This is a genomic window from Cystobacter fuscus DSM 2262 (assembly GCF_000335475.2).
In the GTDB taxonomy this organism is placed as follows: Bacteria; Myxococcota; Myxococcia; order Myxococcales; family Myxococcaceae; genus Cystobacter; species Cystobacter fuscus.
This window is the reverse complement of sequence record NZ_ANAH02000035.1, coordinates 1-23118: the sequence shown is the minus strand read 5'-3', so window position 1 is coordinate 23118 and position 23118 is coordinate 1. Positions and strand designations below refer to the sequence as shown.

Below are 23118 nucleotides of genomic sequence, written 5' to 3'. Positions count from 1 at the left end.
CCAACGCGGCCTGAGTCGGTGAACGGTTACGCATCGGTGTTCCGCGAGATGGCACCGAACGATGTGCAGCTCTTTCCAGTCGAGGTCGAAGGGCAAACCGATCCCTATTACATCCTGAACGTCACACGAGAAATTCGGTGCATAGACGACGCGGCCTGTGAGGAGGTGCAATACTTCACCCAAGACGATGTGCGCTCTGATCTGGCGGGTCAGTATCGATCGGTAATGGGCCTGCGCATCGACACGTCGAAGGTCGGAGAGGCCCGCGTGTTCCGGCTTTGGGGCTACTACCACCCGATCATCGTCGATGTGAGCATCAAGGAGGCTCTGGAACGAACGGGAATCTCGGGAGGCCGGTTCGTTGAGGTCACTGGCCCCAAGGCCGTGGCAACTGGCGGTAATCTGTTGCCCGAGACGCACAAGAACCCCGAGATGCTGCGGCAGGTGGAATCTGCTCGGAAAGCAGCCTTCCGCAATCTTGGGGAGCTGAGTGAGGAGAGTATCACCCCGATTGTTCCGCATGGTGATGCATGGCCGAGCGCTCGGCAGGCGTGGCGCATCATTCAGCGTCCAGGTGGACGGACATTGTGCGTGAGCGATGGGCTTTCAGATCCGTTCCATGGCCGCACGGAGCCGTCATGCGGCTACGGTATCGAACTCGCCATCGAAACAGACGAACCTGTCACCGATGATGGGGGATGGACGCTCCTGTTGCTGAGGCGGGTTTCCGACGAAGTGGCGCAGCACGAGCACTTGAGCAAGGCTCTCTTGAAAGGAGTCTTGTCGATGGAGGTCCCAGGCAAGGACATGCCCGAGCCACTCGTGACAAGGGATGGGCGAGTGGGCGTGTTGCTTGGCATGGAGGCCACCACCCTGCCCGACTCTTTTCCCACGCCGGCCGGGGATGTTCGCTTGGTGACTGTCAAGGCACTGCTGCCCAAGGAGTTGGCGTTCCTCCTGGAGCGCGGCAAGGAGGAACTGCTTCGCCGACTTGCGGAAAGTTGCGAGCCGCATCTATCTCGCTCGTGGAGAAAGCCAGTCGTGTGAGGCAGCAGCATCCATTGCTGGCCGCCCACAATCCTTCGTACATCCACCTCCATCAGAGGGGCGGCTCATGTGACTGACTGGGCAAGATAACCCCTGCCCCCTTGCCTCCCCAAATGCGAGCCCGCCCCACTCCGGCCCAGCGCTCCGCTGTATATGTCTTGACAGGCATATGCCCCACTCGGCATATAAAGGTCATGCCGAGTGCGTTCGAAGTCGTGGCGGAGCCCAACCGCCGCCGCATCCTGGACCTGCTGCGCGAGGGGCGCCGCCCCGTCGGGGAGCTGGTGGACCGGCTCGGGCTCACACAGCCCACCGTGTCCAAACACCTGCGCGTGCTCAAGGATGCTCGGCTGGTGGACGTGGAGCAGGACGCCCAGCGGCGGCTCTACCGCCTGCGTCCGGAGCCCCTCCTGGAACTGGACGACTGGCTCACGCCGTACCGCGAACTCTGGTCCCGGCGGCTCGACGCGCTGGAACGCCACCTGGACACCATGGCGGACGACCCACCCGCCCCCACTCGCCGGAGCCCGGCCCCAAGGAGGAAGCCATGAAGCATGGAACCCTGACGCCCCGAGGCGACCGCGTCGAACTCCGGTTCGAGCGGCGCCTCGCCCACCCGCCCGAGAAGGTCTGGCGCGCGCTCACCGACGGCCAGGAACTGGCCCACTGGTTCCCCGCGCGCATCGAGGGCGCCCGCCAGAACGGCGCCGAGCTGCGCTTCTTCTTCGCGGAAGGCGAGCCCGGCACCGGGAAGATCTCCGTGTTCGATCCGCCGCGCGTCCTCGAATACACGTGGGACGGAGATGTGCTGCGGTGGGAACTGCGCCCCGAGGGCACGGGCTGCCTGCTCGTCTTCACCACCCTTCCCGGGGACCGCGCCCACGTCGCGCGAGACGCCACGGGCTGGCACTTCTGCCTCGACAACCTGGAGGCGGCGATCGCCGGGAATCCCGCCGCCGGGTTCGACAAGGAGCGCTTCTCCGCGCTCAACGCGGAGTACGCCGCGCGCTTCGGCCTGGGCAGCTTCCCCGCCTTCATGACGGGCCCGGCCAACCGCGTCGCGGAGGCCTCGCTGCGTCTGCCCGGCGTCGAGGCCTTCGTGTTCAACGGCGCCGATGGCACCCAGCTCACCCTCTGCCACGCGAGGCGCGACGCGGACACCGGCGAGCACTGGCGCGACTTCGACGAGTACCTCACGGTCCTCGAGGGCCGCTACGTGCTGAGCATCAACGGAATGGAGATTGAGCTCGGCCCCGGGCGGGAGTTCGTCGTTCCCAGAGGCGCGCGGATCTCGGGCCGGTTCACCGCTGGTACGCGCACCCTCCACGCCTTCGGCGGCCGCGGTCTCGAGCGGGCCGAGCCCCAGGTGTAGGTGGGTGCCTCCACCAGGTGTCATGAAGGACCCAGGAGGGGCGTTCCCGCCTTTCGTTCCCCCCTCCGAGACACTAAGGTGCCCGCCCAACGACAGACACTGGAGTTTACATGCGAAACCCCCGAACCCCGCTCCCGACGCTCGCGCTGCTGACCCTGCTGTCTTCGGCGGTCACCGCGTGCGGGGGAGGAAGTGGCAATACCAACAACCCCCCTCCCACCGGGCCCCAACCGAACGCGTGCATCAAACTCGATGTCACCAGCGGAACGACCCTCACTGCCCAGGAGGGCAAGGTGGTGGTGAACTTCCGGGTACTCGACTGCCTGGACAGGCCCCTGGCGACTTCGGTTCCGGAGAACGCCTTCGAGATCTTCGAGCGTGACCGCCGCATCTCCTCCGAGAGCCAGCTGAAGATCGTTCCGGAGCCCAAGCATTTCGCCAGCTATTCCGTCCTGCTGCTGGATGTCAGCGGCAGTATGTCCCAGCAACTTCCGGGCCTCGTGGAATCCGCGACCCGCTTCATCCGCATCCTCATCCCCGAGGGGACCGCCCCGGAGGCCACCGTCCATCGCATCGCCATCTATGCCTTCGATGGTAACATAAAGAAGCTGTCTGACTTCTCCGCGGATGCCAATGCATTGATCGGCACCACGCTGGCGAAGATCCGCGACGAGCAGAGCTGCAAGGCCAATCTGATCTGCCAGGACTCCCGGACCCGATTGAACGACGCGCTGATGGTGGGCATCGGCGACGTGAAGGCCGCTCGGGACGCGGGCAAGAACGCGGGCCTGGATTTCACCACCGCGAGCGTGGTGCTCTTCACGGACGGCCGCGACACGGTCAACGTCCCGACCGAGGCGGTAGCCCAGGAGGCGGTGAACAAGAGCGATGCGAACATCTTCGCCATCGGCCTCAAGGGCACCGACATGGACGCCCAGAGCGTCAAGAGCCTGCAGGGCTTCGGCAAGAGTGGCTTCGGGCTGGCGGAGAAGCTCGAGGATCTCGGAAGCAAGTTCGAGTCGATAGCCGGCAACATCCGCAACATCTCCAACAGCTACTTCCAGCTCCGGTACTGCTCGCCGCTGGAGAGCAACCGGAACAAGCTCACCATCAAGGTGAGCCACGAGGGCGTGACCGCGCAGAAGGATTTGACGTTCGACGTCGCCCGCTCCGTGGGAGGCACCTGCTCGGTGGACAGCGGCGGGACGGGCACCCCGTAACGGCCAGCCCCCTCCCGTCGCGAGGGAGGGGGCCGCCCTCAGGACGCGGCGGCCTCGCGCCGCAGGGGGAGCTCCAGGGTGGCGGTGGCGCCCCTGCCGGGGCCCTCGCTGTCCAGCCGGAGGCGGCCCCCCATCAACTGCGCCGCCAGCACGCTCGAGTGCAGGCCAAAGCCGTGGCCGTTCTCGCGCGTGGTGAAGCCGTGCGAGAAGAGCCTGTCGCGCACGCCCGGCGCGATCCCCATGCCGTTGTCCACCACCTGGATGCGCGCCACGGTCCCGTCCGAGGTCAGCCGCACGTGCAGCACCCGCTGGTCCTCGGGCAGCACATCCAGCGCGTTCCTCGCGTTGCTCAGCAGGTTGATGAGGATCTGCAACACCTTGTGCCTGTCCACCTGCACCTTGGGCAGCACCGCCACCTCGCGGATGATGGACACGCCGTGGCGCTTGAGCGACCCCATCTGGATGCGCAGGGCGTCATCGATCAACTGCGCCAGGTCGCACTCCACCTCCAGCACCGACGTCTTCGCATACGTCTGCTGCACCTGGACGATGGCGCGGATGTGCTCGATGTGCCGGGCCATCGTCTCCACGTCTCCCATCAGCTTCTCCTGCTCACGCAGCAGCTCGGCGGACAGGCTGGCGAGGTAGTCCGGTAGCTGGATGCCTCGCGGATCCCGGGTGAGGAAGTCCACCAGGTCATCGCGGTTGTCCAGCAACAGGGCCGAGGCCTGCTTCACCCGGCTCACGCGCGAGGAACCGACGGACCGTCGCATCAGCTCGACGTTGATGACGGCGCTGGTGAGCACGTTGCCCACGTTGTGCAGCACGTTGGAGGCCACCTCGGTCATCCCCACCTCGCGGGCCGTGTCCACCAGCCGGGCCTGGGCCTCCTTCAACTCGCGCGTGCGCTCCTCCACGCGCTGCTCCAGCTCGTCGTTGGCCCGGCGCAGGGCCGCCTCCCCCTTCTGGATGTCCTCGTACAGCCGCGCGTTCTCGATGGAGATGGCGGCCTGGGAGGCGATGTGGCTCAACAACGTGAGGCGCGCGGGACTGAAGGCGTTGGTGGCCAGGTTGTTCTCCAGGTACAGCACCCCGGCGAAGACCTCCTGCCGCATCAGCGGCAGGCACAACACCGAGCGGACCGTGCCGCGCCGCAGGTATTCATCGGACGAGAACGGATGGGGCTGGGTGGCATCGTCGATGCGCACGTGCTCCTGGGTGCGTCTGACATAGGCGAGGAGCGTCCACGGCAGCTCCTGGACGGCACTGTCCGGCGCGGCGCCGGAGACGGCCGCGACCGAGAGTGTGTCGCCGCCAGGCAGCAGCAGGGCGCCGCGCTGGGCGCCGGCGTTCTCGAGGGCCACCCGCATCAGGGTGGCCGCCAGCCGCTCCAGCACGATCTCCCGGGAAATGGCCTGCTGGGCCTTCACCACCGTGAGCGCGTCGATCTGGGTGGAGTCCGTGCTGGAGGTGATGTCCTCCGCGCCGGTGCGCACGGGCGGTGCCAGCCCCGGCCACCGGGCGTCCATCTGCTGCACCTTGCCCCGGGCGCCCCAGTGCAGGTACGCCGTCCGGGCCTCGCGCGCGAAGGCCAGGGCCAGGGTGGGCGACTGCCGCGCCCGCCAGAAGTTCGCCGCGAGCTCCGCCGCCATGCCCACGTAGTGGATGAAGCCATTCTCGCGGGCGGCGCGAAGGGCCTCTTCGTAGACGCGGTTGGCCATGTCCGTCGGCTCCGTGAGGTGGGCCAGTTCCGCGAACACCATCCGCTCGGGAGCGCGGAAGGTCTCCGGGCAGTGATCCGCCCACTCCACGAGTTGCGCGTGGTGTTGCCGGATCTCCGCCAGGGACTTCTCCCGGGCCTCCGCCCCCTGCCCCTCGCAGCACGCGGCCAGCGACAGCGCCCGGAAGAGGTGGAAGTCCAGCATGTTGATGCTGATCTTCAGGACCCAGAGCACCCCCACCGCCTGGTCCGCGGACTCGAGTGCCTCCGCGTAGGCGCCACACATGTAGCGGGACCTGAGCCGGGTGATGAAATAGGCACTCCAGAGGGAGGTCATGCGCGCGGACGTCAGGGCGGCCTCGAACGCCGTCTCGTCGAAGCCCTCCCCGCTCAGCGTGTCGAACGAGAGCGAGTACCCGCGCAGTTGCTGCACGTAGCGTTGATAGACGCGGAGGATGTCCTGTGCATCCACGCTCCCGACCTTGCGCGCGAAGTCGGCTCGCACGAGCGAGTCCTGGTAGACGTCATCCAGGTTGTGCCCCATGGCGGTGCGGTTCAGGATGATGGACATGACGCTGTAACTGGCCGTCAGGACGTCACTGGCCTGGACCGAATGGTGGAAGGCGCCGAGGATGATCTCCTGGGTCACGGAGAAGGGCTGGCTCCAGTAACTTATAAACTGGAGGCTGTAGAGCACGTTGGGCCGCCGGTGGGTCAGGTTGTGGCGCTCGACGAACTCGCGGGCGAGCATGCCCAGCGCGTAGCCCTCCCGGTATTGCTTGAAGAAGGGGCCGGCCATCACTCCCAGCCAGCTGAAGCCGGGCACGGACGACTCCGTGAAACCGTGCCGCAGGGAGAGGACAACCATCCGGCTCAGCACGATGATGAGCAGGTGGATGTTGGTGAAGTACGCTGACGCGAAGAGTGAGGACAGCGCGATCATCTTCATCTTCACGTCCGGATCGACCATGAGCGGAAGGTCGATGAGGCTCCCGATGGGACGCGTGCCGAGCAGTGCCCAGACCTCCGCGTAGGCCTCGGCGGCCTCCTCCTGGGAAGGCCTCGCGGGAATCTCGATGCCCAGCAGGGCCAGGCACTGCAGCATGCAGGCACAGGCCTCCTGGATGCGTCCCGTCCCGATGAAGATGTCACTGCGCACGTGGCTGGCGGCCACCATGTCCGCGAGGGTCCGCGCGCGGAGAGGGAGCTCCTCGGCCAGGAGGCTCGCCTCGGCGCCATTGCCGCTCTGCAGCTCGCACGCCGCGCGCTCGAGCCTCACCTTGAAGGCCAGCCAGGCATCGGTCTCCCAGGGATCTCCGGGGATGAGCGCGAACGCATGGGTGAAGTAGATGCTGGCGGGCCGATGCGCGATGGCGGCCTTGGCCTTCAGACCCGCCTCCGCGTTCAACCTCGCCAGGCGGTGGCGCTCCGCGGGCTCGTGGATGAGCTCCGCGCCGGCGTTGAGCTGGCTCACCACGTCGAAGAGTCGCTCCCGGAGCTCCTCCGGGGAGAGGCTGGCCAGCATCGCCCGGCCGATGCGCAGGTGGATGGCCTTCTGCTCCGCCTCGGAGATGAGCGCATGGGCCGCCTGGTGGATGCGATCATGGAGGAACCGGTACTGCTCCGGGCCGTCCCGCATCACCAGTCCCTCCTGGAGCGCGGGCCCGAGCCCTTGCTCCATCTCGCCCACGTCTTCCTGTTTCGAGAGGGTGCTCAACATCGACAGGGAGAAGACATGGCCCACGCACGCGGCCAGGTGCAACAGGCGCTGCACCCGCGCGGGCAGCTCGCGCAGCTTGTCCACCAGGAAGTCGACGACGTTGTCCGAGTAGCCCATGGCCTGGACACGCTCGGCGTCCCAAGTCCACCCGCCCTCGGGCGTGCGGACCAGCAGCCCGTCGCGGTCCAGCGTCAGCATGAGCTGATGGAGGAAGAACGGGTTGCCGCCCGTCTTCTCGCGCACCATCTCCGATAACGGGGCGACGAGTCCCGGCCCCGCTCCCGGCAGGGCGTCCGCGACGAGCTGCCGCACCTGCTCCAGGCTCAGCGGCTCGAGTTGAAGGTCGGTCACCCGGGCGCCTGACTTGCGGACCGCCGCCAACGTCAGCTGCAGCGGGTGCTCGGGGCTGACCTCGTTGTCCCGGTAGGCGCCCAGCAGCAGCAGCGGTGGCGTGTCCGGATGGGTGAGCAGGTGCTGGAGCAGCTGGAGGCTGGCCTGATCCGCCCACTGCACGTCATCCAGGAACAGCACCAGGGGTTGCTCCGGCGTGGCGAAGACGCCGAGGAACTGGCGGAACACCTGGTTGAAGCGGCTGCGCGACTCGGTGGGCGGCAGCTCCTCGACTGGCGGCTGCCTGCCCACGACGAGCTCCAGCTGGGGCACGATGTCCACCAGGAGCCGGCCCTGGTCCCCCCAGGCCGCCTGGAGACGCTCACGCCAGCGGGCCAACTCCTCGTCGCTGCCGGCCAGCAGTTGCTGCACCACCCCGCGGATCGCCTGGGCCAGCGTCGCGTAGGGGATGTCGCGCTGGAACTGCTCGAACTTGCCGCTCAGGAAGAACCCACGCCGTTGCACCACCGGCTTGTGCAGTTCCTGCACCAGCGAGGACTTGCCGATGCCGGAGTAGCCACGCACCAGCATGAGCTCCGCCTGCCCTCCGCTCAGCACCCGCTCGAATCCACCCAGCAGCATGGAGACCTGGGCCTCGCGCTCATAGAGCCCCTGCGGCAGATGGAATTGCCGGGGGATGTCTCGGGTGCCCAACGGGAAGGGCTCGAGCGCGCCCTGGCGCAACCCCTCGCGACACCGCTCCAGGTCGGCCCAGAGCCCCTCGGCGCTCTGATAGCGCTCCTCGGCCGTCTTGGCCAACAGCTTGAGCACGATGGCCGAGACCGCCGGAGGAATGGACGGCAGCAGTTCGTGGGGCGGCCTGGGGCGCTGTGTCATGTGAGCGTGGAACCACTCGAGCGCGTCACGTCCCTGGAAGGGACGGCTGCCGGTGAGCAGCTCGTAGAGCGTCACGCCCAGCGAGTAGAAGTCCGTGCGGTAGTCCACCTGGCGGTTCATCCGCCCGGTCTGCTCGGGCGACATGTAGGCCAGCGTCCCCTCGATGAGGGGAACGGGAACCGCCTCCAGGTGCTCGGCCCGCTGGAGCGAGGCCCCTCCGAAGTCGACGAAGCGGAGGCGTCCCGTCGGCTCGATGATGATGTTGCCGGGCTTGATGTCCTTGTGGATGACGCCGTGACGGTGGATCTCCCCGAGGTTGGAGGCCAGGGAGAGGGCGAAGTCGAGGAAGCGCGGCAGCGCCATGGGCTTGCCCACGAACTCGGACAGGGGCTCGCCCAGGACCTTCTCCATCAGGAGCACGGGGCGATCGAGCACCTGCTCGTGGGAGTACGGATGGACCACGCCGCTCACGGTCCGCAGCCGTTGCAGGATGCCGAACTCGCGGCGATAGCGCTCGCGCTCGCGTGGGCCTGAGGACGACACGGCGGGCGTCTTGATGATGACCGGCAGGCCATCGGACTCACGCTCGGCCTGGTAGAGCACGTTCAAGCCCGTGGAGCGAATCGTGCTGAGAATCTTGTAACCTGGAATGTCGAACATCGTGGCTCGGTCTACGTGCCGCCCCCTCCAGCGGGGAGCGTACAACCTAACCCTCCCCACCAGGAACCACACCCACGGCACCATTACCTGCTCGCTGAGTCCGGCGCGGAGGCATGGGGTCCCCCGTGCGTCAGGGGAGGAGTGTTCCAGTGTGGCCATGGGCTCCCTTCATGGAAGGCGGCCTGGGTGAAAGACATTCCGCCCGGTGTCACGAAACGCGCGAGTCCACTCCACCCCCCTGAATCAGGGCGAGCGGCATGGCGCTTCGTTGGAGGAGACACCCATGGCGGCCAGGAAGAAGCGACAGGCAGGGCGGGAAAAGCCAGTACGCCGGGCGGCCGGGGTACATCGCGTCCCACCTCTCGAGTACGATCCATTCACCCCGGGTCTCGATCATCCGGAGTGGGTGCGTCAGGGGTTTCCCACCTACGTCGAGCACGAGCACGAAAGCCTCGCGCGCAGCGTGCGCACGCTCGATCACCAGGGGCGAGCCATCTCCATCACCACCACGTACGAGGTGCGCGTCGAGGGGCAGCTCGTCTCCCTGCACATGATGGTGGATGAGGAGGGACGGCTCTGGTCCCACCTGTGCCCCTACCTGACCTTCGCGTCGGCCGTGGAGCTCGTGCGCCACCTGCTCACGCGCATGCCCCACCTGTTCGAGGCGGCGCCGCACGGTCCACCCCCGGAGCATGACCCTTCCGCGCATGAGCACACACACGGGGGGGCGCGATGATTCGCCGGAACATCCTCTCGGACGAGGGCGTCAGGCAGCAGTTCATCGATGGGGTGCTGGCGCTCAAGGATCCGGCGCGCTTCCCATGGCCGGGACAGCCGGGACTCTCCATCTATGACTTCTTCGTGGCGTGGCACCACCAGTCGATGATGCTCTTCACGCCCCCCACGCAGCGGGATCGCAATTCGGCCCACTCGGGACCCGCCTTCCTGCCGTGGCACCGGTACTTCCTGCTGCGGTTCGAGGGGTACCTCATCGACGCGCTCGGCGCCCCCGACTTCCGGCTGCCCTACTGGGACTGGTCCGCGGATGCGGCGCTCTCGGCTCCCACGCTGTCGCCCATCTGGAGCCAGGACGCCATGGGACGCTTCACCAATCCTGGCGTCTGGCAGGTCCGGGTCGTCCCCGCGGCGCGCGGACTCACGCGATTGGCACAGCCGCGGCCTCTCGACCGCTCCCTGGGACTGCTGGACGCGGCGTTGCCACCGCGCGACGCAGTCCGTACCGTCCTGCGCGACCAGACCCTGTACGACGCCCCTCCGTACGACAGCTTCTCCTCGGGCTTCCGCAACTACCTGGAGGGCTGGGAGGGACCGGCGCGGATCCACAATGCCGTGCATGTCTGGATTGGCGGCGACATGACCGACAGCACCTCGCCCAATGATCCCATGTTCTTTCTGCACCACTGCAACGTGGATCGCATCTGGCGCGCATGGCAGCTCCGCTATCCGAACGCCCCCTACGTCCCCGCGCAGAGCGCCTCCAACGACCTGGCCTTCCACCGGCTCGACGACGCCCTCTACTCGGTGTTCAGCGAGACCACGCCCGTCACCCCGCGCGGTGTGCTCAACCCTCTTGCCCTGGGAGCCCCCTTCGGCGCCGCCAACCACTACGACTACGACTCGCTCGCGGACCTGCAGGGCTGAGTCCGGGGAGCGTGGCTCCCCGGAGGTGGCGGGGAAGGTGTCAGAGGATTCGTTCGGACCTCCCGACAGATAGTGGCGGGGCCAGGGTTTCCAGCCCATGGTCCGGTGCCGCGGTCGCGGGAACCCGACCGTTTCCGAGACAAGGATCCGCGCACCGTGATTTCGCAGGAAACCCACCACACGTCCAAACGGCTCGAGGGGCTCGACTCGCTGAGAGCGGTCGCCATCCTGCTGGTGTTCGCCTACCACTACATGGTCTTCGTCAGCGGCACGCCGACCTTCGGCTGGGCCAGCACCGTGGGCTGGACCGGGGTGGATCTGTTCTTCGTGCTGAGCGGCTACCTCATCGGCAACCAGCTCTTCGCCGGCATCGTGAAGGGAAAGACGCTGTCCCTGAAAGCTTTCTACATCCGGCGGCTCCTGCGAACGCTGCCCAACTACTACGTGGTGCTGGCGCTGTATTTCCTGCTGCCCACGGTTATGGGTGGCAGGCAACCGCCGCCGCTGTGGCGCTTCCTCACCTTCACGCAGAACCTGGGGTTGGCGCCGGGAACGGCGTTCTCGCATGCGTGGTCGCTGTGCATCGAGGAGCAGTTCTACCTGCTGCTTCCGCTGCTCCTCCTCGGTGCACTGCGCTTCGGCGGGTTCATGCCGAAGCGGGCCGCATGGTTCGCGCTGGCGGGCCTGATTCTCGCCGGCGTCGCGCTCCGCGGTGCACTGTGGTTCCAGTACGGACAGGAGCCAGACGGTGCCGACCATGGCTACTATCCGCACATCTACTACTCCTCGTTCTGCCGATTCGACGAGTTCCTGCCTGGCGTGGCCATCGCCATGTTGAAGAACCTCCACCCGGACCTGTGGGCGCGGGTGATCGGCTGGGGTCGTGCCACGCTGACCGCCGGTGTGCTCACCACCGGGGTCCTCTTCTACCTGCTCGCGAAGTACTACTACATCGAGGGCTACGGTTATGGCTTCGCCATGACCAGCTTCGGCTACTCGCTGCTGGCCTGCTCGTTCGCGTTGCTCGTCGTGGCCGCGCTGAGCCCGGGCTCACTGCTGTACCGAGTGCGCGTGCCGGGTGCCGCCTCACTCGCGGCATGGTCGTATGCCATCTACCTGTCGCACAAGCCGCTCGCCCATATCGCGCGGAAGCAATTGGAGCCCTGGGGCCTGGGCGACGGCGCCACGGCCGCGATCATCGCGGTCGTCTGCCTGCTCGGAGGCTGGTTGCTGCATCGCTTCGTCGAGACGCCGTTCATGCGGCTACGCGATCGCCACCATCCGACGAACTTCCACACCGCGCCTGGCGCACAGGTCCGCCAGGGCAGAGAGATGCTGGCTGGCGAGCCCTCGCGATAGACCGCCTCCAGCCGTGTCCCCCACGGAGTTCGCGCCCCGCCAAGCCGCTTGACAGGCCTGAGGCACGGGCGAAGCATGGGCCCTTCTTCATCCGGGCGTGGGGGAAGGCTCGACGGTGTCCTCGATTCAGCGATGCATGGCAGGGGGTTGGGTCGTCCTGCTGCTCCTCGTCGGGGCAATGGCCTGCTCCCGGCCGGAGCCACGGCCCCTCGTTCACGAAGCCTACGTCTGGCAGCGTGATTGGAGTCCGGCGTTGAGCGAGGCGCTCACGGACGCGCCCCGGGAACTGGGAACGATCCGGGTGCTGGCGCGTGAGCGCTCGGGCACCCAACGCGCCCCCGTGGACATCGCGGTGGATGTGGACGCCCTCGCCCGCTCGGGCCGCGAGGTGGTCGCGGTGATGCGCGTGGAGGGCACGGCGCCGCTGGAGGGGGTGTCCCTTCAGGAGGTGGCCGTGCTCGCCCGGGCCTGGCGGGCGCGGGGCGTGCGCGTGCGCGGCATCGAAGTCGATCATGACTGCGCCACCACGGCCCTGGCCGGGTACGCGGACTGGCTCGAGCGCGAGCAGGCGGTGCTCGGGGGCGAACTGTCGCTGTCCATCACGGCGCTGCCCACGTGGAGCGGCTCACCAGCCCTGCCCCGGCTCGCCTCCCTGCCCGACCACATCGTGCTCCAGGTACACGCGGTGCGCGCGCCCACGCTCTTCACCGCCGAGCAGGCTCGGGGCTTCGTCGAGGCCTGGGCGCGGGTGACGGACCGGCCCTTCCAGGTGGCGCTGCCCACCTACCGCGTGCGGCTGCGCGACGGCACGCCCCTGTCCGCGGAGCCTCGCGAGGTGGCCCGCTTCCTCGCCGCGCTGCGGGAGCGGCCCGTGGCTGGAGTCTCGGGCCTGGTCTGGTTCCGGCTCGGGCACCGGGGGGATACCGAGGCCTGGAGCCTGCCCACGCTCACCGCGGTGGTGCGCGGCGAGCCGCTCGCTCCCCGCTTCCTACCGCGTCTGGTGGATGCGGGGGGCGGCGCGCTGGACATCGTCCTCGAGAACACGGGCCACGTGGATGCCGAGGCCCCCACCCGGCTCTCCCTTTCCGGCAAGCTCGAGGTGCTCGACGGCGTGGCGGGTTACACCGCGCGGGGCACCTCGCTCGTGGCGCGCACGCCTCCCCGCCTGCGCGCCGGCGAGCGCCGCGTCATCGGCTTCGTTCGGGGATCCGAGGTGGCACTTGCTCTTCCGTGAGGCATTGGCTTGTCTGTCATTGTTGGGGGTGTTGACCCTGCCCATCCGCCCGGCGCGCGCGTGTGGCCCCGAGTTCCCGCCCCAGTTCCTGGAGGACCGGGCCGGAACGCTGTCGGTGTTGCCCTCCAGCGCCTTCCTGATCGAGGCCGGGCGGCTGGTGCCAGGGCCCTCGGACGCCTTCCTGGTGATGGAGTCCCAGGAGCCGGAGGGGGCCCGCGCGGGAGGCGGCGCCGAGGAGACGGCGCTGTACGAGGCCGGAGCCCGGGCCTTCCACGCCGCGAGGTGGGACGAGGCCCGAGAGCGCTTCCAGGACGTGCTCGCCCTGCCCTCCGAGCAGCGCCGCCGCTTCTCCACTTTCGCGGCCTACATGTTGGGGCGCATGGCGGAGTCGGCCCCGGAGGCCCACGAGCGCTTCGCCGCGGTGCGCGCGCTGGTGCGCGAGGGCTTCGAGGATCCCCTGGGACTGGCGGTGGCGAGCCTGGGCGAGGAGGCCCGGCGCTACCTGGACGAGGATGACGCGGCGGCGGTCCGCCTCTACGCGGAGCAGGCAGCCCACGGCAGTGGGACGGGGAAGACCTCGCTGCTGTTCGTGGCCCGGGCGCTTGCCCAGGATGTGCCCCGGTCGCGGCGGGCCCTGCACGAGCCCGTGGTCCAGCGGCTGCTCACCACCTACGCCTGGACCCGGGGGCACGAGGAGATATGGGCGGAGGACGGGACGGCGAGCCAGCCTGTCCCCCTGGCCGCGCTGATGGAGGAGCTCGCGGCCGTGCCCACGCTGTCGGGCGCGGATCGGCTGGCGGCGACCGCCTGGCGCGAGGGCCGCTTCGATCTGGCCGAGCGCTTCGCTGGGCGGGAGCGCACCCCGCTCGACGCCTGGGTGCGGGCGAAGCTGGCGCTGCGTCGGGGTGACCGGGCGGCGGCGGACCAGTGGCTCGCCGAGGCCCGGGAAGGCTTCCCGTATGAAGAAGACTGGGTGGGGGACCCGTACCAGTACCCGCTGAGGCCCCGGGTGCGGGTGGACGTGGAGAGGACACTGCTCGCGCTGCTGCGCGATGACTTCACGCGGGCGGCCGAGCACGCGCTGAGCAGCTGCTCCTGGCCGGACCTCGCCTATGTGGCCGAGCGCGTGTTGTCGGTCGAGGAGTTGCAGCGCCTGGTCGCGACGCACGCCTCGGGTCCGGAGCTCCAATGCCAACCCGAGTCCGTCTTCCGGTGGGACGAGACGCGCGTGCCCCCCAGGGTGAGCGAGCAATTGCACCTGCTGCTCGCGCGGCGCCTGTTGCGCGAGGGGCGGGGCGCGGAGGCCCTGGAGCACTTCCGGGGGACGCCATGGGAGGAGCCCGCGCGCCAATACGTGGACGCGCTCGACCGGGCTCGCTCCGCGTGGTGGGACGTGGACAAGGCACGCGCGCTCTACACCGCGGCACGGCTCGCGCGCACCCCGGGCATGGAGCTGCTGGGCACCGAGGGCGCGCCCGACTGGAGCTGGGTGCAGGGCGACTATGAGCTGGGCTCGTGGGTGCCCAGCCTGGAGCGGCCCGAGGACGCGCCCCCGGTGCATCCCGAGGTGGCCACCGCGGTGCTTCTCACTCCGGCGGAGCGCGGGCGACTGGACGCGCATGCGCCTCCCCACCTCACGCGCTTCCACTACCGCTCCACGGCGGCGGACCTCGCCGAGCAGGCCGCGGCGCTGGTGCCCGAGCGGAGTCAGGCCTACGCGGCGCTGCTCTGTCATGCCGCGCGCTTCACCTCGCGCACCGAGCCGGAGCGCGGCCAACGGCTCTGGTGGACCTATGTGCGAAAGGGCGCGCTCTCTCTCGAGCATCCCATCCCGAGCTTCGGCCAGGAATGCCCGGAGCCGGACTTCGAGCGGCTGCGCGACCGTGGGCTCTCGTTCCTGTGGGAGAACCCGCGGCCGCGCACGCTGGCGGCGGCGGGTGGCTTCCTGCTGCCCATGCTGGGCGTCGTCCTGCTGCGCCGGAGGAAGCGGAGTCTCCGGCGCCCGGACGACCGTTAGGCCCGCTCGCGCAGGAACTCCTCCAGGGCGGCGTTGAGCAGCGCGGGCTCCTCCACGGAGGAGGAATGTCCCCCGCGCGGCATCTTCACCAGCCGCGAGCCCGCGATGGCCGCGTGGATGCGCTCGGCCTTGGCCGGCACGGTCGCCGTGTCCTCGGCGCCCACCACCACCAGCGTGGGCGTCTGGATGCGCGACAGCTCCTCGTACACGCTCCGCCGGCGGACCACGCCATTCACCGCGCGCCAGATGTCCCGCCGGTTCTCCATCAACCGCCGCCGCCACTCGGCCCGCTCCACCGCGCGCGCGGGGTCTTCCAGGAACGTGCGGCCGAACATGATGGGCATCACCCGATCCGCCACCCACCTCAGGCCGAACCAGCGCGCGACGAAGTTGAGCGCCTTGTAGCGCGGTACGTTCTCCGCGGGCTCCGGGTCCGCCGTGGTCTCGATGAGGATGAGCGAGCGCAACAGCTCCGGCCGCCGCGCGGCCAGCCGCATCCCCACGAAGCCCCCCATGGACAGGCCCGCGAAGTGGCAGGGCCCCACGCCCAGCTTCTCGATGAGCGCCACCCCGTCCGCGTACACCGTCTCCATGTCCACGGTGTCCACGCGCCACACGTCGCTCTGGCCCTGGCCCCGGTGATCATAGGTGATGCAGCGGTAGCGGTCCTTCAGCGCCGCCACCTGCTTGTCGAACATCCGGCCACTCCACAACAGGCCGTGACTGAACACGAGGGGCACACCCGAACCTCCCGTGTCCTCGTAATACAAACGGGTACCATTGACGTCCAACCAGGGCATGGTGGGGCTCCAGGAGAAAAAGACTCAGGTCGCGGTGGTGCCACCGTCCACGACGAACTCCGAGCCAGTCATCATCTTGGACTCGTCCGAGGCGAGGTAGAGCACCGCGTAGGCGATGTCATCCGGCTCTCCGAGCGAGCCGAGGGGAATCTTGCGCGCGAGCTTCGCCCGGCTCGCCTGCGGATCCCCCATGGCGGTCGCCAGCTTGTCGACCATGGGGGTCTCGATGAACGAGGGGTGCACGGAGTTGCAGCGGATGCCATAGCCCTTGTTCGCGCAGTGCAGCGCCACCGACTTGCTCAGCAGCCGCACGGCGCCCTTGCTCGAGCTGTACGCCGGAAACTCGGCCACGCCCACCAGTCCCGCCACCGAGCTGATGTTGATGATGGAGCCCTTCGCGCCGCACTGGCGCATGGCCCGGATGCCATGCTTGCACCCCAGGAAGACCCCATCCACGTTCACCGCGTGCACGAAGCGCCACTGCTCCAGGGTCGTCGACTCGATGTCCGCCACGGCGCCCACGCCCGCGTTGTTCACCAGCACGTCCAGCCGGCCGAACGTGGACGACACCTCGTCCACCACCCGCCTCCAGTCCTCCTCGCTCGTGACATCCAGCGTCCACGCGCGCGCCGAGGCCCCGATGGACTGGGCCACATCCCGGGCCCCTTCTTCATTCCGATCGGTGACGGCCACCCGCGCGCCCTCGCGCGCCAGCATCACCGCCATCGCCTTGCCCAACCCCGACGCCGCCCCCGTCACCAGCGCGACCTTGCCTTCGACCCGGCCTGCCATCGTGTGCCTCCTCGCGAATCCGCCGCGCAGCCTAACCGCGCGGACACGTTCTCCCCTATCCTTGTAACCAGGGGAGGCACACGTGTCCGTGAGTTTGGATCAGTTGCTGGCGGAGGAAGCCGAGTTGCAGTTCGACCACCTGGCGCACGAGGACGCGCTCGCGCTGGGACTCAAGCTGCTCGAGCGCGCGCGGCGCGACCGGCTCCCCGTGGTCATCGACGTGGCGCTCGCGGGACTCACCGTCCTGCACTGCGCCCTTCCCGGCTGTCGCCCGGACAACGAGGACTGGGTGCGGCGCAAGCGCAACACCGTGGGCCGCTTCTGGCACAGCTCGTTCTACATGGGGCGCTACTACGCCGCCAAGGGCTCGAGCCTGGCCGACAAGCCGCACATCGATCCTTCCGAGTACGTGGACCACGGGGGCAGCTTCCCCCTGCTGGTGCGCGGACTCGGATGCGTGGGCAGCATCACCGTGTCCGGACTCGCGCAGGAGGAGGACCACGCCCTGGTGGTCGACGTCCTGCGCGAGTGGCGGGCGGGCCGCTGACGGCGACTACTTCTTGTCGGTCTTCTCGGCGATGACGCCGCACGCCACGCGGCCGCCCGAGTTGCCCGCGGGATCCGTGGCGAGGTCATCCTGTCCCGCGTGGATGACGAGGGCCTTGCCCACCACGTCCTGCGCGGAGCCGTCGCCGATCTTCCAGGCCTGCTTGGTGAGCTTCAGCGTGCCCCGGCCATCCTGGCCGATCTCGATGTTGCCCAGGTCACCCAGGTGGTGGCCGGGATCCGCGGAGCCATGGCTCACGCCAGCGGGATTCCAGTGGCCTCCCGCGCTCGCGGCGTCGGCCGCGGTGCAGTCCCCGGTCTGGTGGATGTGAGCGCCGTGCAGACCCGGGGTGGCGCCAGCGACCTCCAGATCCAGCGTCACCTTGTCACCGGACTCGGTGAAGGTGGCCTTGCCCGTGGTGAGGCTGTCGCTGCGGCTGTCCAGGGTGACGATGGCGCTGCGCCCCGTGCCGCACGCGGCGAGCACGAGCACGGCGGACATCAGGGACACTCGGATGAAGGCAACGGTGGGGTTCTTCACGGAGGACTCCTTCCCGCCAGGGAGGCGGGGCGGTGGGTGGAACGGCTGGCCGCCTTGCTACCCGGCCGCGAGCGCTCCAGCCATCTGAAAACATGAACAGCGTCGCGGGTGCTGTGGGTTGTCGGACGCTTGGCGGAACACCCAGGGGAGCGCACGAAGGGATTGCACGGAAAATCCCGGAGGTTTAGGTTGGGCGCACCGAGCGGTCCGGTGTTCTCCGTCCACGAGGCTTCGTACTCCATTGAAGCTGCACTCCTGAATCGTCAGCGCTGTCCGTCAGCCACTCCCGGGCCCCTCGTGCGCGCCCGGAACGATTCCGGAGTTCCCTCGTGTCATCCATTCGCGCTCACCGCGTTTCGTTCGCCTTTTCCGACGCCGTTTCCCTCTTCTCCGACGTGGAGTTCCATCTGGCCTCCGGTTGGACGGGTCTCGTCGGCGCCAATGGTGCCGGCAAGTCCACGCTGCTCCGCCTGCTCTCCGGAGAGCTGAGGCCCACCGACGGCCATCTCCAGTTCGAGCCCCCCTCGGCGCTCGTCCAGCTCTGTCCCCAACAGGTGGAGGCGCTCACGCCCGACATCACCGCGCTCGCGGAGGCTGCGGACTCGCGGGCCCGGCGACTCATCGGGCAGCTCGCCCTGGATCCCTGGTCACTCGAGCGGTGGGCCACGCTGTCTCCGGGTGAGCGCAAGCGCTGGCAGATCGGCGCCGCCCTGGCGCGCGAGCCCGACGTGCTGCTGCTCGACGAGCCCACCAACCACCTCGATGCCGAGGCCCGGAAGTGGCTGCTGGCCGCGCTGCGCCGCTTCCGGGGCGTGGGCGTGCTCGTCTCCCATGATCGCGAGGTGCTCGAGGAGCTCACCACCTCCACGTTGCGCGTGCACGCGGGGACGGTGCGGCTGTGGCCGGGCGCCTATCCGGTCGCGCGGGAGGCCTGGGAGGCGGAGCTGGAGTCGCGCCGCACCACGCGCCAACACGCCCAGGAGGAGCATCGCCGGCTCCAGCAGCGGCTCGTGCAGACACGCCGGGAGCAGGAGTCCGCCTCCGCCGCGCGCAACGCGGGCAGCCGCATGCGGAACAAGTACGACAGCGACGCGCGCACCCTGGGGGCCAAGAACCTCGCGAACTGGGCGGATGAGCGGCTCGGCCGGCGCGTGACCACCACCCGCCGCGAGGTCGAGCGCGCCGCCTCCGCCGTCGAGTCGATCGAGGTGGAGAAGACCCTCGGCCGCTCCGTCTTCGTGGACTACGTCCGCCCGCCCCACCCGCTCCTGTTCAGCCTCGACCTGCCCGGCCTGCGCGCGGGGGAGGTCGAGCTGTTCGGTCCGCTGCGGCTCGACATCTCCCGCGAGGCGCGCATCCGCATCGAGGGCCCCAACGGCGCGGGCAAGAGCACCCTGTTGAGGGCCCTGCTCGAACATGCCCGGGTACCCCGCGAGCGCGTGCTGTACCTGCCCCAGGACGTGAGCGCGGAGGAGGCCCGAGGGGCGCTCGACGCGGTGCGCGAGCTGCCCCCCGACGAGAAGGGACGCGTGTTGTCACTCGTCGCCGCGCTCGGGGTGGATCCCTCGCACCTGCTCGCCTCGGAACAGCCGTCGCCGGGGGAGACGCGCAAGCTGCTCATCGCCCAGGGCCTGGGCCAACATGCCTGGGCGCTCGTGCTCGATGAGCCTTCCAATCACCTGGATCTGCCCTCACTGGAGCGCCTGGAAGACGCCCTGCGGGACTACCCCGGCGCCCTGGTCCTGGTGTCGCATGACGCGCACTTCGCCCGGAGGTGCACCAACGAGTGCTGGCGGGTGGGCGGAGGCGGAGTGGAGGTGAGCTCGGAGTGAGGCGCTCACTCGGCAAGGCCCTCTCCATGACTCATCGCCAGCCCACCGGGCAGTCACCCACCCCCCTCGCACTTTCGTGGTTCCGCGCGCAGGGTTGAGGGCCGTCGTGCTGTTTCCCACCTTGACCAGGATGTGAAGCCATGAGGAGGAAGCAGCTTGGCGACACGGCATCGGCGTGAACTGGTGTGTGTATGGATTTGAGAGCACAAGCCGAGCGGGCGGGCGCCACGCTGGAGGACGTGCTCTCCCTCCTCGAAGCGACCCAACTGCTCGCCAGGGTCCGGGAGTTTCGTGAAGTCGCCCAGCGCACGTGCGCGATGGCGAAGCGGCTCTCGGCCGCCGACGGCGCGACCTTCGTGCTGAGCGAGGGCGAGAACGTCTATTACGCCGAGGAGGAGTCTCCCTCCTGCCTCTGGCGGGGACGGCGCTTTCCGGCCTCGGAGTGCATCTCCGGATGGGCGATCCACCACCATCAGCCCGTGGCGATCCGGGACATCTACGCCGACTCCCGCATTCCCCACGCGGCCTACCGTCCCACCTTCGTCAGGAGCCTCGCCATCCTGCCCCTGGGCCACGAAGCGCCCGTCGGCTCGCTGGGCGTCTATTGGGCGAACGAGCACGCGGCGACCGAGCGGGAGATGTTCCTGCTGGACGTGCTGGCCGAAGCCGCTTCCGCCGCCCTCGCCCACTCCGAGTGCTGGCAACAGGTGGTGCGACTCCAGTCCCGAGAGGCCCCTCCGTCGGAGACGCCCGGTAGCGGCGAGGACCCCATGCTCACGCGGCTCATGCCCATTCTCGCGCATGACCTGAAGAACCCACTGGGGGCCATCTCCCTGGCGGCCCAGTCACTCCTGCGGCGAGACGGACTCGCGGAGCGGGACCACACCAACGTGCGGCGAATCCTCTCCAGCGTGTCACGCGCTCGCTACCTGGTGGACGAGGTGCTCGAGTACACCCGCCTCCGGCAGATGGGAGGACTGCGGTTGGACATTGTCTCCACGAGGATGGATGAACTCGCCCGCACGGTGGTCGATGAAACGAGGAGCGCCTTTCCCCAGCGGCGGATCGAGATCATCACCGAGCCGGCGAGCGGCATGTGGGACCCGCACCGGCTGGCGGAGGCGCTGACCAACCTCGTCGGCAACGCGGTCCAGTATGGCCACCCGGACACGCCCGTCTCGCTCCGGGTCGGGACACGGCATACCGAGTCTTACATCGAGGTCCACAACGACGGCCCGCCCATTCCCGAGGAACTGCTCCCCTTCATCTTCGAGCCGTTCCGCCGGGGACGCGGCGATGGACGCAACTCGGTGGGGCTGGGGCTCTTCATCGTGGACCAGATCATCCGGGCGCACGGCGGGAACATCCAGGTCTGCTCCCAGTCCGGCCTGGGCACCACCTTCACGCTCCATCTTCCCAGGCAGCAGATGCAGCCCATCTCCGCTTGCGCCGGTTCCGCTTGAGCGCCCCCGGAGCCGCGCGCGAAGCACCGCCCCCAGCACCTTCGCGGTCTCGTGAGCGGTCGCCGCTCCACACACGAAATACCGTGGTGAACCAACGATCCTGTGGGGTTCCGAGGGTGCTTGCGCCAGCGCCACGAAGGAATTCCGCCCGCTTTGGGTCTTAACGAGCGATGCGGTACGCTTTCGCGCATTGGCACACTGGAACCTCGGCCCGTACGTGAGGGGGGAGAACAAATGGGCTTCAATGAAGATTTGCGGCAGCTTTCGGAGCAGGTGAAGAAGCGGCAGGCGTTCATCAAGGGAGAAGAGGCCACGAAACAGGCGCTCATCCTGCCGTTCCTTCAAGCACTCGGTTACGACATCTACGATCCCACGGAGACTCAGCCAGAGTACGTGGCGGACTTCGCCAAGAAGCGCGGTGGAGTGCTCGAGAAAGTCGATTACGCGCTCCATCTCCGAGGCCGCCCCGCTCTCTTCATCGAGTGCAAGGCCGCGGACGTGGCGCCCGAGGATCACGATGGACAGCTCGCGCGCTACTTCAATGCCACTCCCACGGTGCGCATCGCCATCGTGACGAACGGTATTCGCTATCGGTTCTTCACGGACCTGCAAGCGCCGAACGTGATGGATGCGTCTCCCTTCATGGAGTTCAACATCCTCTCGTTCACCGACAGGGACGTCGAGTTGCTGCGCCCCTTCACGAAGGAGTTCTTCAACTCCGAGTCCATCCAGGGACACGCGGAGGAGATCATCTTCGTCGGCAAGGTGACGACCCTCATCAACGAGTTGTTGCGGAATCCGTCGGAGAGCTTCGTCCGTTTCCTGCTTGCTGAAGTCGAACTCGTTTCGGGACGCGTGACGAAGAACGTCGTGGAGCGCTTCGTCCCCATCGTCAAGAAGTCCATCCAGACAACCTTGCTCGACATGATGACAAAGTCGATCCAGCAGGAGATTGCTCAGCCCAACGTCCAGCCGGCGCCCGTGGTCCCCCCACCTGCTCCGCCTTCTATCGCTGAGTCGCTCCAGGCGGCCGCGGCTGGCACTGAGCCTTCCGCCGGCGCACAGATCGACACCACCGAGTTCGAGCTGGAAATTTTCCGGAGTGTCCAGCGCATCTGCGCGGAGTCGGCCGTCAAGCAGACCGTTGCCTACAAGGATTCCGCGAGCTACTTCGGAATCAACCTGGGCAAGGTGACGTCCTGGTTTTTGCGCGTCTTCTCCAACGGCAAGAAGAAGTCCCTGGTGACCCGAGTCCCCATGGAGCAGGCCCTGTTGTTGGCGAAGGGTTTCGAGGTCGAGGCGACGCCTGACAGCCTGGGCAAGAGCCGCGTGTACTTCAACGCCGCGAGCGACATCGAGAAGCTGCGAGCGCTTGTCCTCGTCGCGTACGAGGATGAAGTGAAGCGGCAGAGCGCACCGATCGTCGAGGGCGTCGAATTGCCTCCCGAGATCGTGGCGAACTGAGGGTGTGAGTCACCCGGAGTAGCGGGAGGCAGTCCCCTCCCGCTCTCGGGATGAGTCAGCAGTGGCTATGGAACTCGTCGGGTGGACCGACCGGCCCCCCTGGCTCCCCATCATCCGACACCAAGAAGCCCTCCCAGGAGACGCGCACAGGCACCTTCGCAGTCTCCTCCGGTAGACGGCCAAGATATGTGTAGAGCGGCTCCTCTATCTGCGCGACCAACTCGGGCGCTGCCCCGGATTCTCGTAAGTTCAATAACCCAAACGACAAGTGCTTTCGCAACTTGTCGCGCCCCCCTCTCGGCTTGATACGAGCGCACTCCACTACTTCATCACGGCCTCCCAGCTTCGTCAGGTGCGATTGCCGACAACTGATGGAGTGCATCATCCAGGTTATTGTGTGCCATGGCCCAGTTCTCGGGCGAGGACTCTCTCGTCCACACCT

General features: G+C 68.1%; 17 protein-coding genes. 13 read left to right on the top strand and 4 right to left on the bottom strand.

Features of this window, described 5'->3' with window-relative positions:
• The 4 genes from D187_RS58355 to D187_RS36700 form a co-directional block, all read left to right on the top strand.
• On the top strand, positions 1–1047 hold a 1047-nt coding region (locus tag D187_RS58355), incomplete at its 5' end, for an imm11 family protein (RefSeq protein WP_043433368.1).
• A 194-nt stretch (positions 1048–1241) separates the two neighbouring features.
• Positions 1242–1598, top strand: a complete 357-nt coding sequence (locus D187_RS36710; protein WP_002632578.1) for an ArsR/SmtB family transcription factor — start codon at positions 1242–1244, stop codon at positions 1596–1598.
• The gene (locus D187_RS50910; RefSeq protein ID WP_002632579.1) at positions 1595–2419 is read left to right on the top strand and encodes an SRPBCC domain-containing protein; all 825 of its coding nucleotides are present in this window, start codon (positions 1595–1597) and stop codon (positions 2417–2419) included. The genes D187_RS36710 and D187_RS50910 overlap by 4 nt, the downstream gene beginning before the upstream one ends.
• Positions 2420–2529: 110 nt before the next feature.
• Entirely contained in the window at positions 2530–3639 is a 1110-nt protein-coding gene (locus D187_RS36700; RefSeq protein ID WP_043433357.1) for a vWA domain-containing protein, read from the top strand.
• Between the two features lie 38 nt (positions 3640–3677).
• On the opposite strand, the gene D187_RS36695 is transcribed toward D187_RS36700, so the two are convergent.
• A complete protein-coding gene (locus D187_RS36695) occupies positions 3678–8966 on the bottom strand; it encodes a trifunctional serine/threonine-protein kinase/ATP-binding protein/sensor histidine kinase (RefSeq protein WP_020918516.1) in 5289 nt (1762 codons plus the stop codon).
• A gap of 283 nt (positions 8967–9249) precedes the next feature.
• On the opposite strand from D187_RS36695, the gene D187_RS50905 reads away from it, so the two are divergent.
• From D187_RS50905 to D187_RS36665, 5 genes are all read left to right on the top strand, one after another.
• On the top strand, positions 9250–9702 hold the full coding sequence (locus D187_RS50905) for a hypothetical protein (protein WP_002632583.1): 453 nt from the start codon (positions 9250–9252) through the stop codon (positions 9700–9702).
• Positions 9699–10628 (top strand): tyrosinase family protein, encoded by a 930-nt coding sequence (locus D187_RS36680; protein ID WP_002632584.1) that lies wholly within the window; start codon positions 9699–9701, stop codon positions 10626–10628. The genes D187_RS50905 and D187_RS36680 overlap by 4 nt, the downstream gene beginning before the upstream one ends.
• A 156-nt stretch (positions 10629–10784) precedes the next feature.
• Positions 10785–11987, top strand: a complete 1203-nt coding sequence (locus D187_RS36675) for an acyltransferase family protein (protein ID WP_002632585.1) — start codon at positions 10785–10787, stop codon at positions 11985–11987.
• Positions 11988–12240: 253 nt separating this feature from the next.
• Entirely contained in the window at positions 12241–13221 is a 981-nt protein-coding gene (locus D187_RS36670; RefSeq protein ID WP_245591914.1) for a DUF3142 domain-containing protein, read from the top strand.
• Entirely contained in the window at positions 13208–15238 is a 2031-nt protein-coding gene (locus D187_RS36665; RefSeq protein WP_002632587.1) for a hypothetical protein, read from the top strand. The genes D187_RS36670 and D187_RS36665 overlap by 14 nt, the downstream gene beginning before the upstream one ends.
• Here the strand turns inward: D187_RS36665 and D187_RS36660 are convergent.
• Positions 15235–16038 carry an alpha/beta fold hydrolase gene (locus D187_RS36660; RefSeq protein WP_020918513.1) on the bottom strand — a complete coding sequence of 268 codons (804 nt, stop codon included), beginning with the start codon at positions 16036–16038 and terminating at the stop codon, positions 15235–15237. The genes D187_RS36665 and D187_RS36660 overlap by 4 nt on opposite strands.
• A gap of 24 nt (positions 16039–16062) precedes the next feature.
• Entirely contained in the window at positions 16063–16830 is a 768-nt protein-coding gene (locus D187_RS36655) for a glucose 1-dehydrogenase (protein ID WP_002632589.1), read from the bottom strand.
• 82 nt (positions 16831–16912) lie between these two features.
• On the opposite strand from D187_RS36655, the gene D187_RS36650 reads away from it, so the two are divergent.
• A complete protein-coding gene (locus D187_RS36650; protein ID WP_002632590.1) occupies positions 16913–17377 on the top strand; it encodes a heme-degrading domain-containing protein in 465 nt (154 codons plus the stop codon).
• Positions 17378–17383: 6 nt separating this feature from the next.
• Here the strand turns inward: D187_RS36650 and D187_RS36645 are convergent, their stop codons facing one another.
• A complete protein-coding gene (locus tag D187_RS36645; protein WP_002632591.1) occupies positions 17384–17917 on the bottom strand; it encodes a superoxide dismutase family protein in 534 nt (177 codons plus the stop codon).
• A gap of 329 nt (positions 17918–18246) precedes the next feature.
• Between D187_RS36645 and D187_RS36640 the strand changes: the two genes are divergently transcribed.
• The 3 genes from D187_RS36640 to D187_RS36630 all read left to right on the top strand — a co-directional run bounded on the left by D187_RS36640 (position 18247) and on the right by D187_RS36630 (position 22676).
• Positions 18247–19749, top strand: a complete 1503-nt coding sequence (locus D187_RS36640; protein ID WP_002632592.1) for an ATP-binding cassette domain-containing protein — start codon at positions 18247–18249, stop codon at positions 19747–19749.
• A 191-nt stretch (positions 19750–19940) separates the two neighbouring features.
• A complete protein-coding gene (locus D187_RS36635; RefSeq protein ID WP_002632593.1) occupies positions 19941–21212 on the top strand; it encodes a sensor histidine kinase in 1272 nt (423 codons plus the stop codon).
• A 234-nt stretch (positions 21213–21446) separates the two neighbouring features.
• Positions 21447–22676, top strand: coding sequence for a type I restriction endonuclease (locus tag D187_RS36630; protein ID WP_002632594.1), 1230 nt, complete (start codon positions 21447–21449; stop codon positions 22674–22676).
• The last annotated feature ends 442 nt before the right edge of the window (positions 22677–23118 follow it).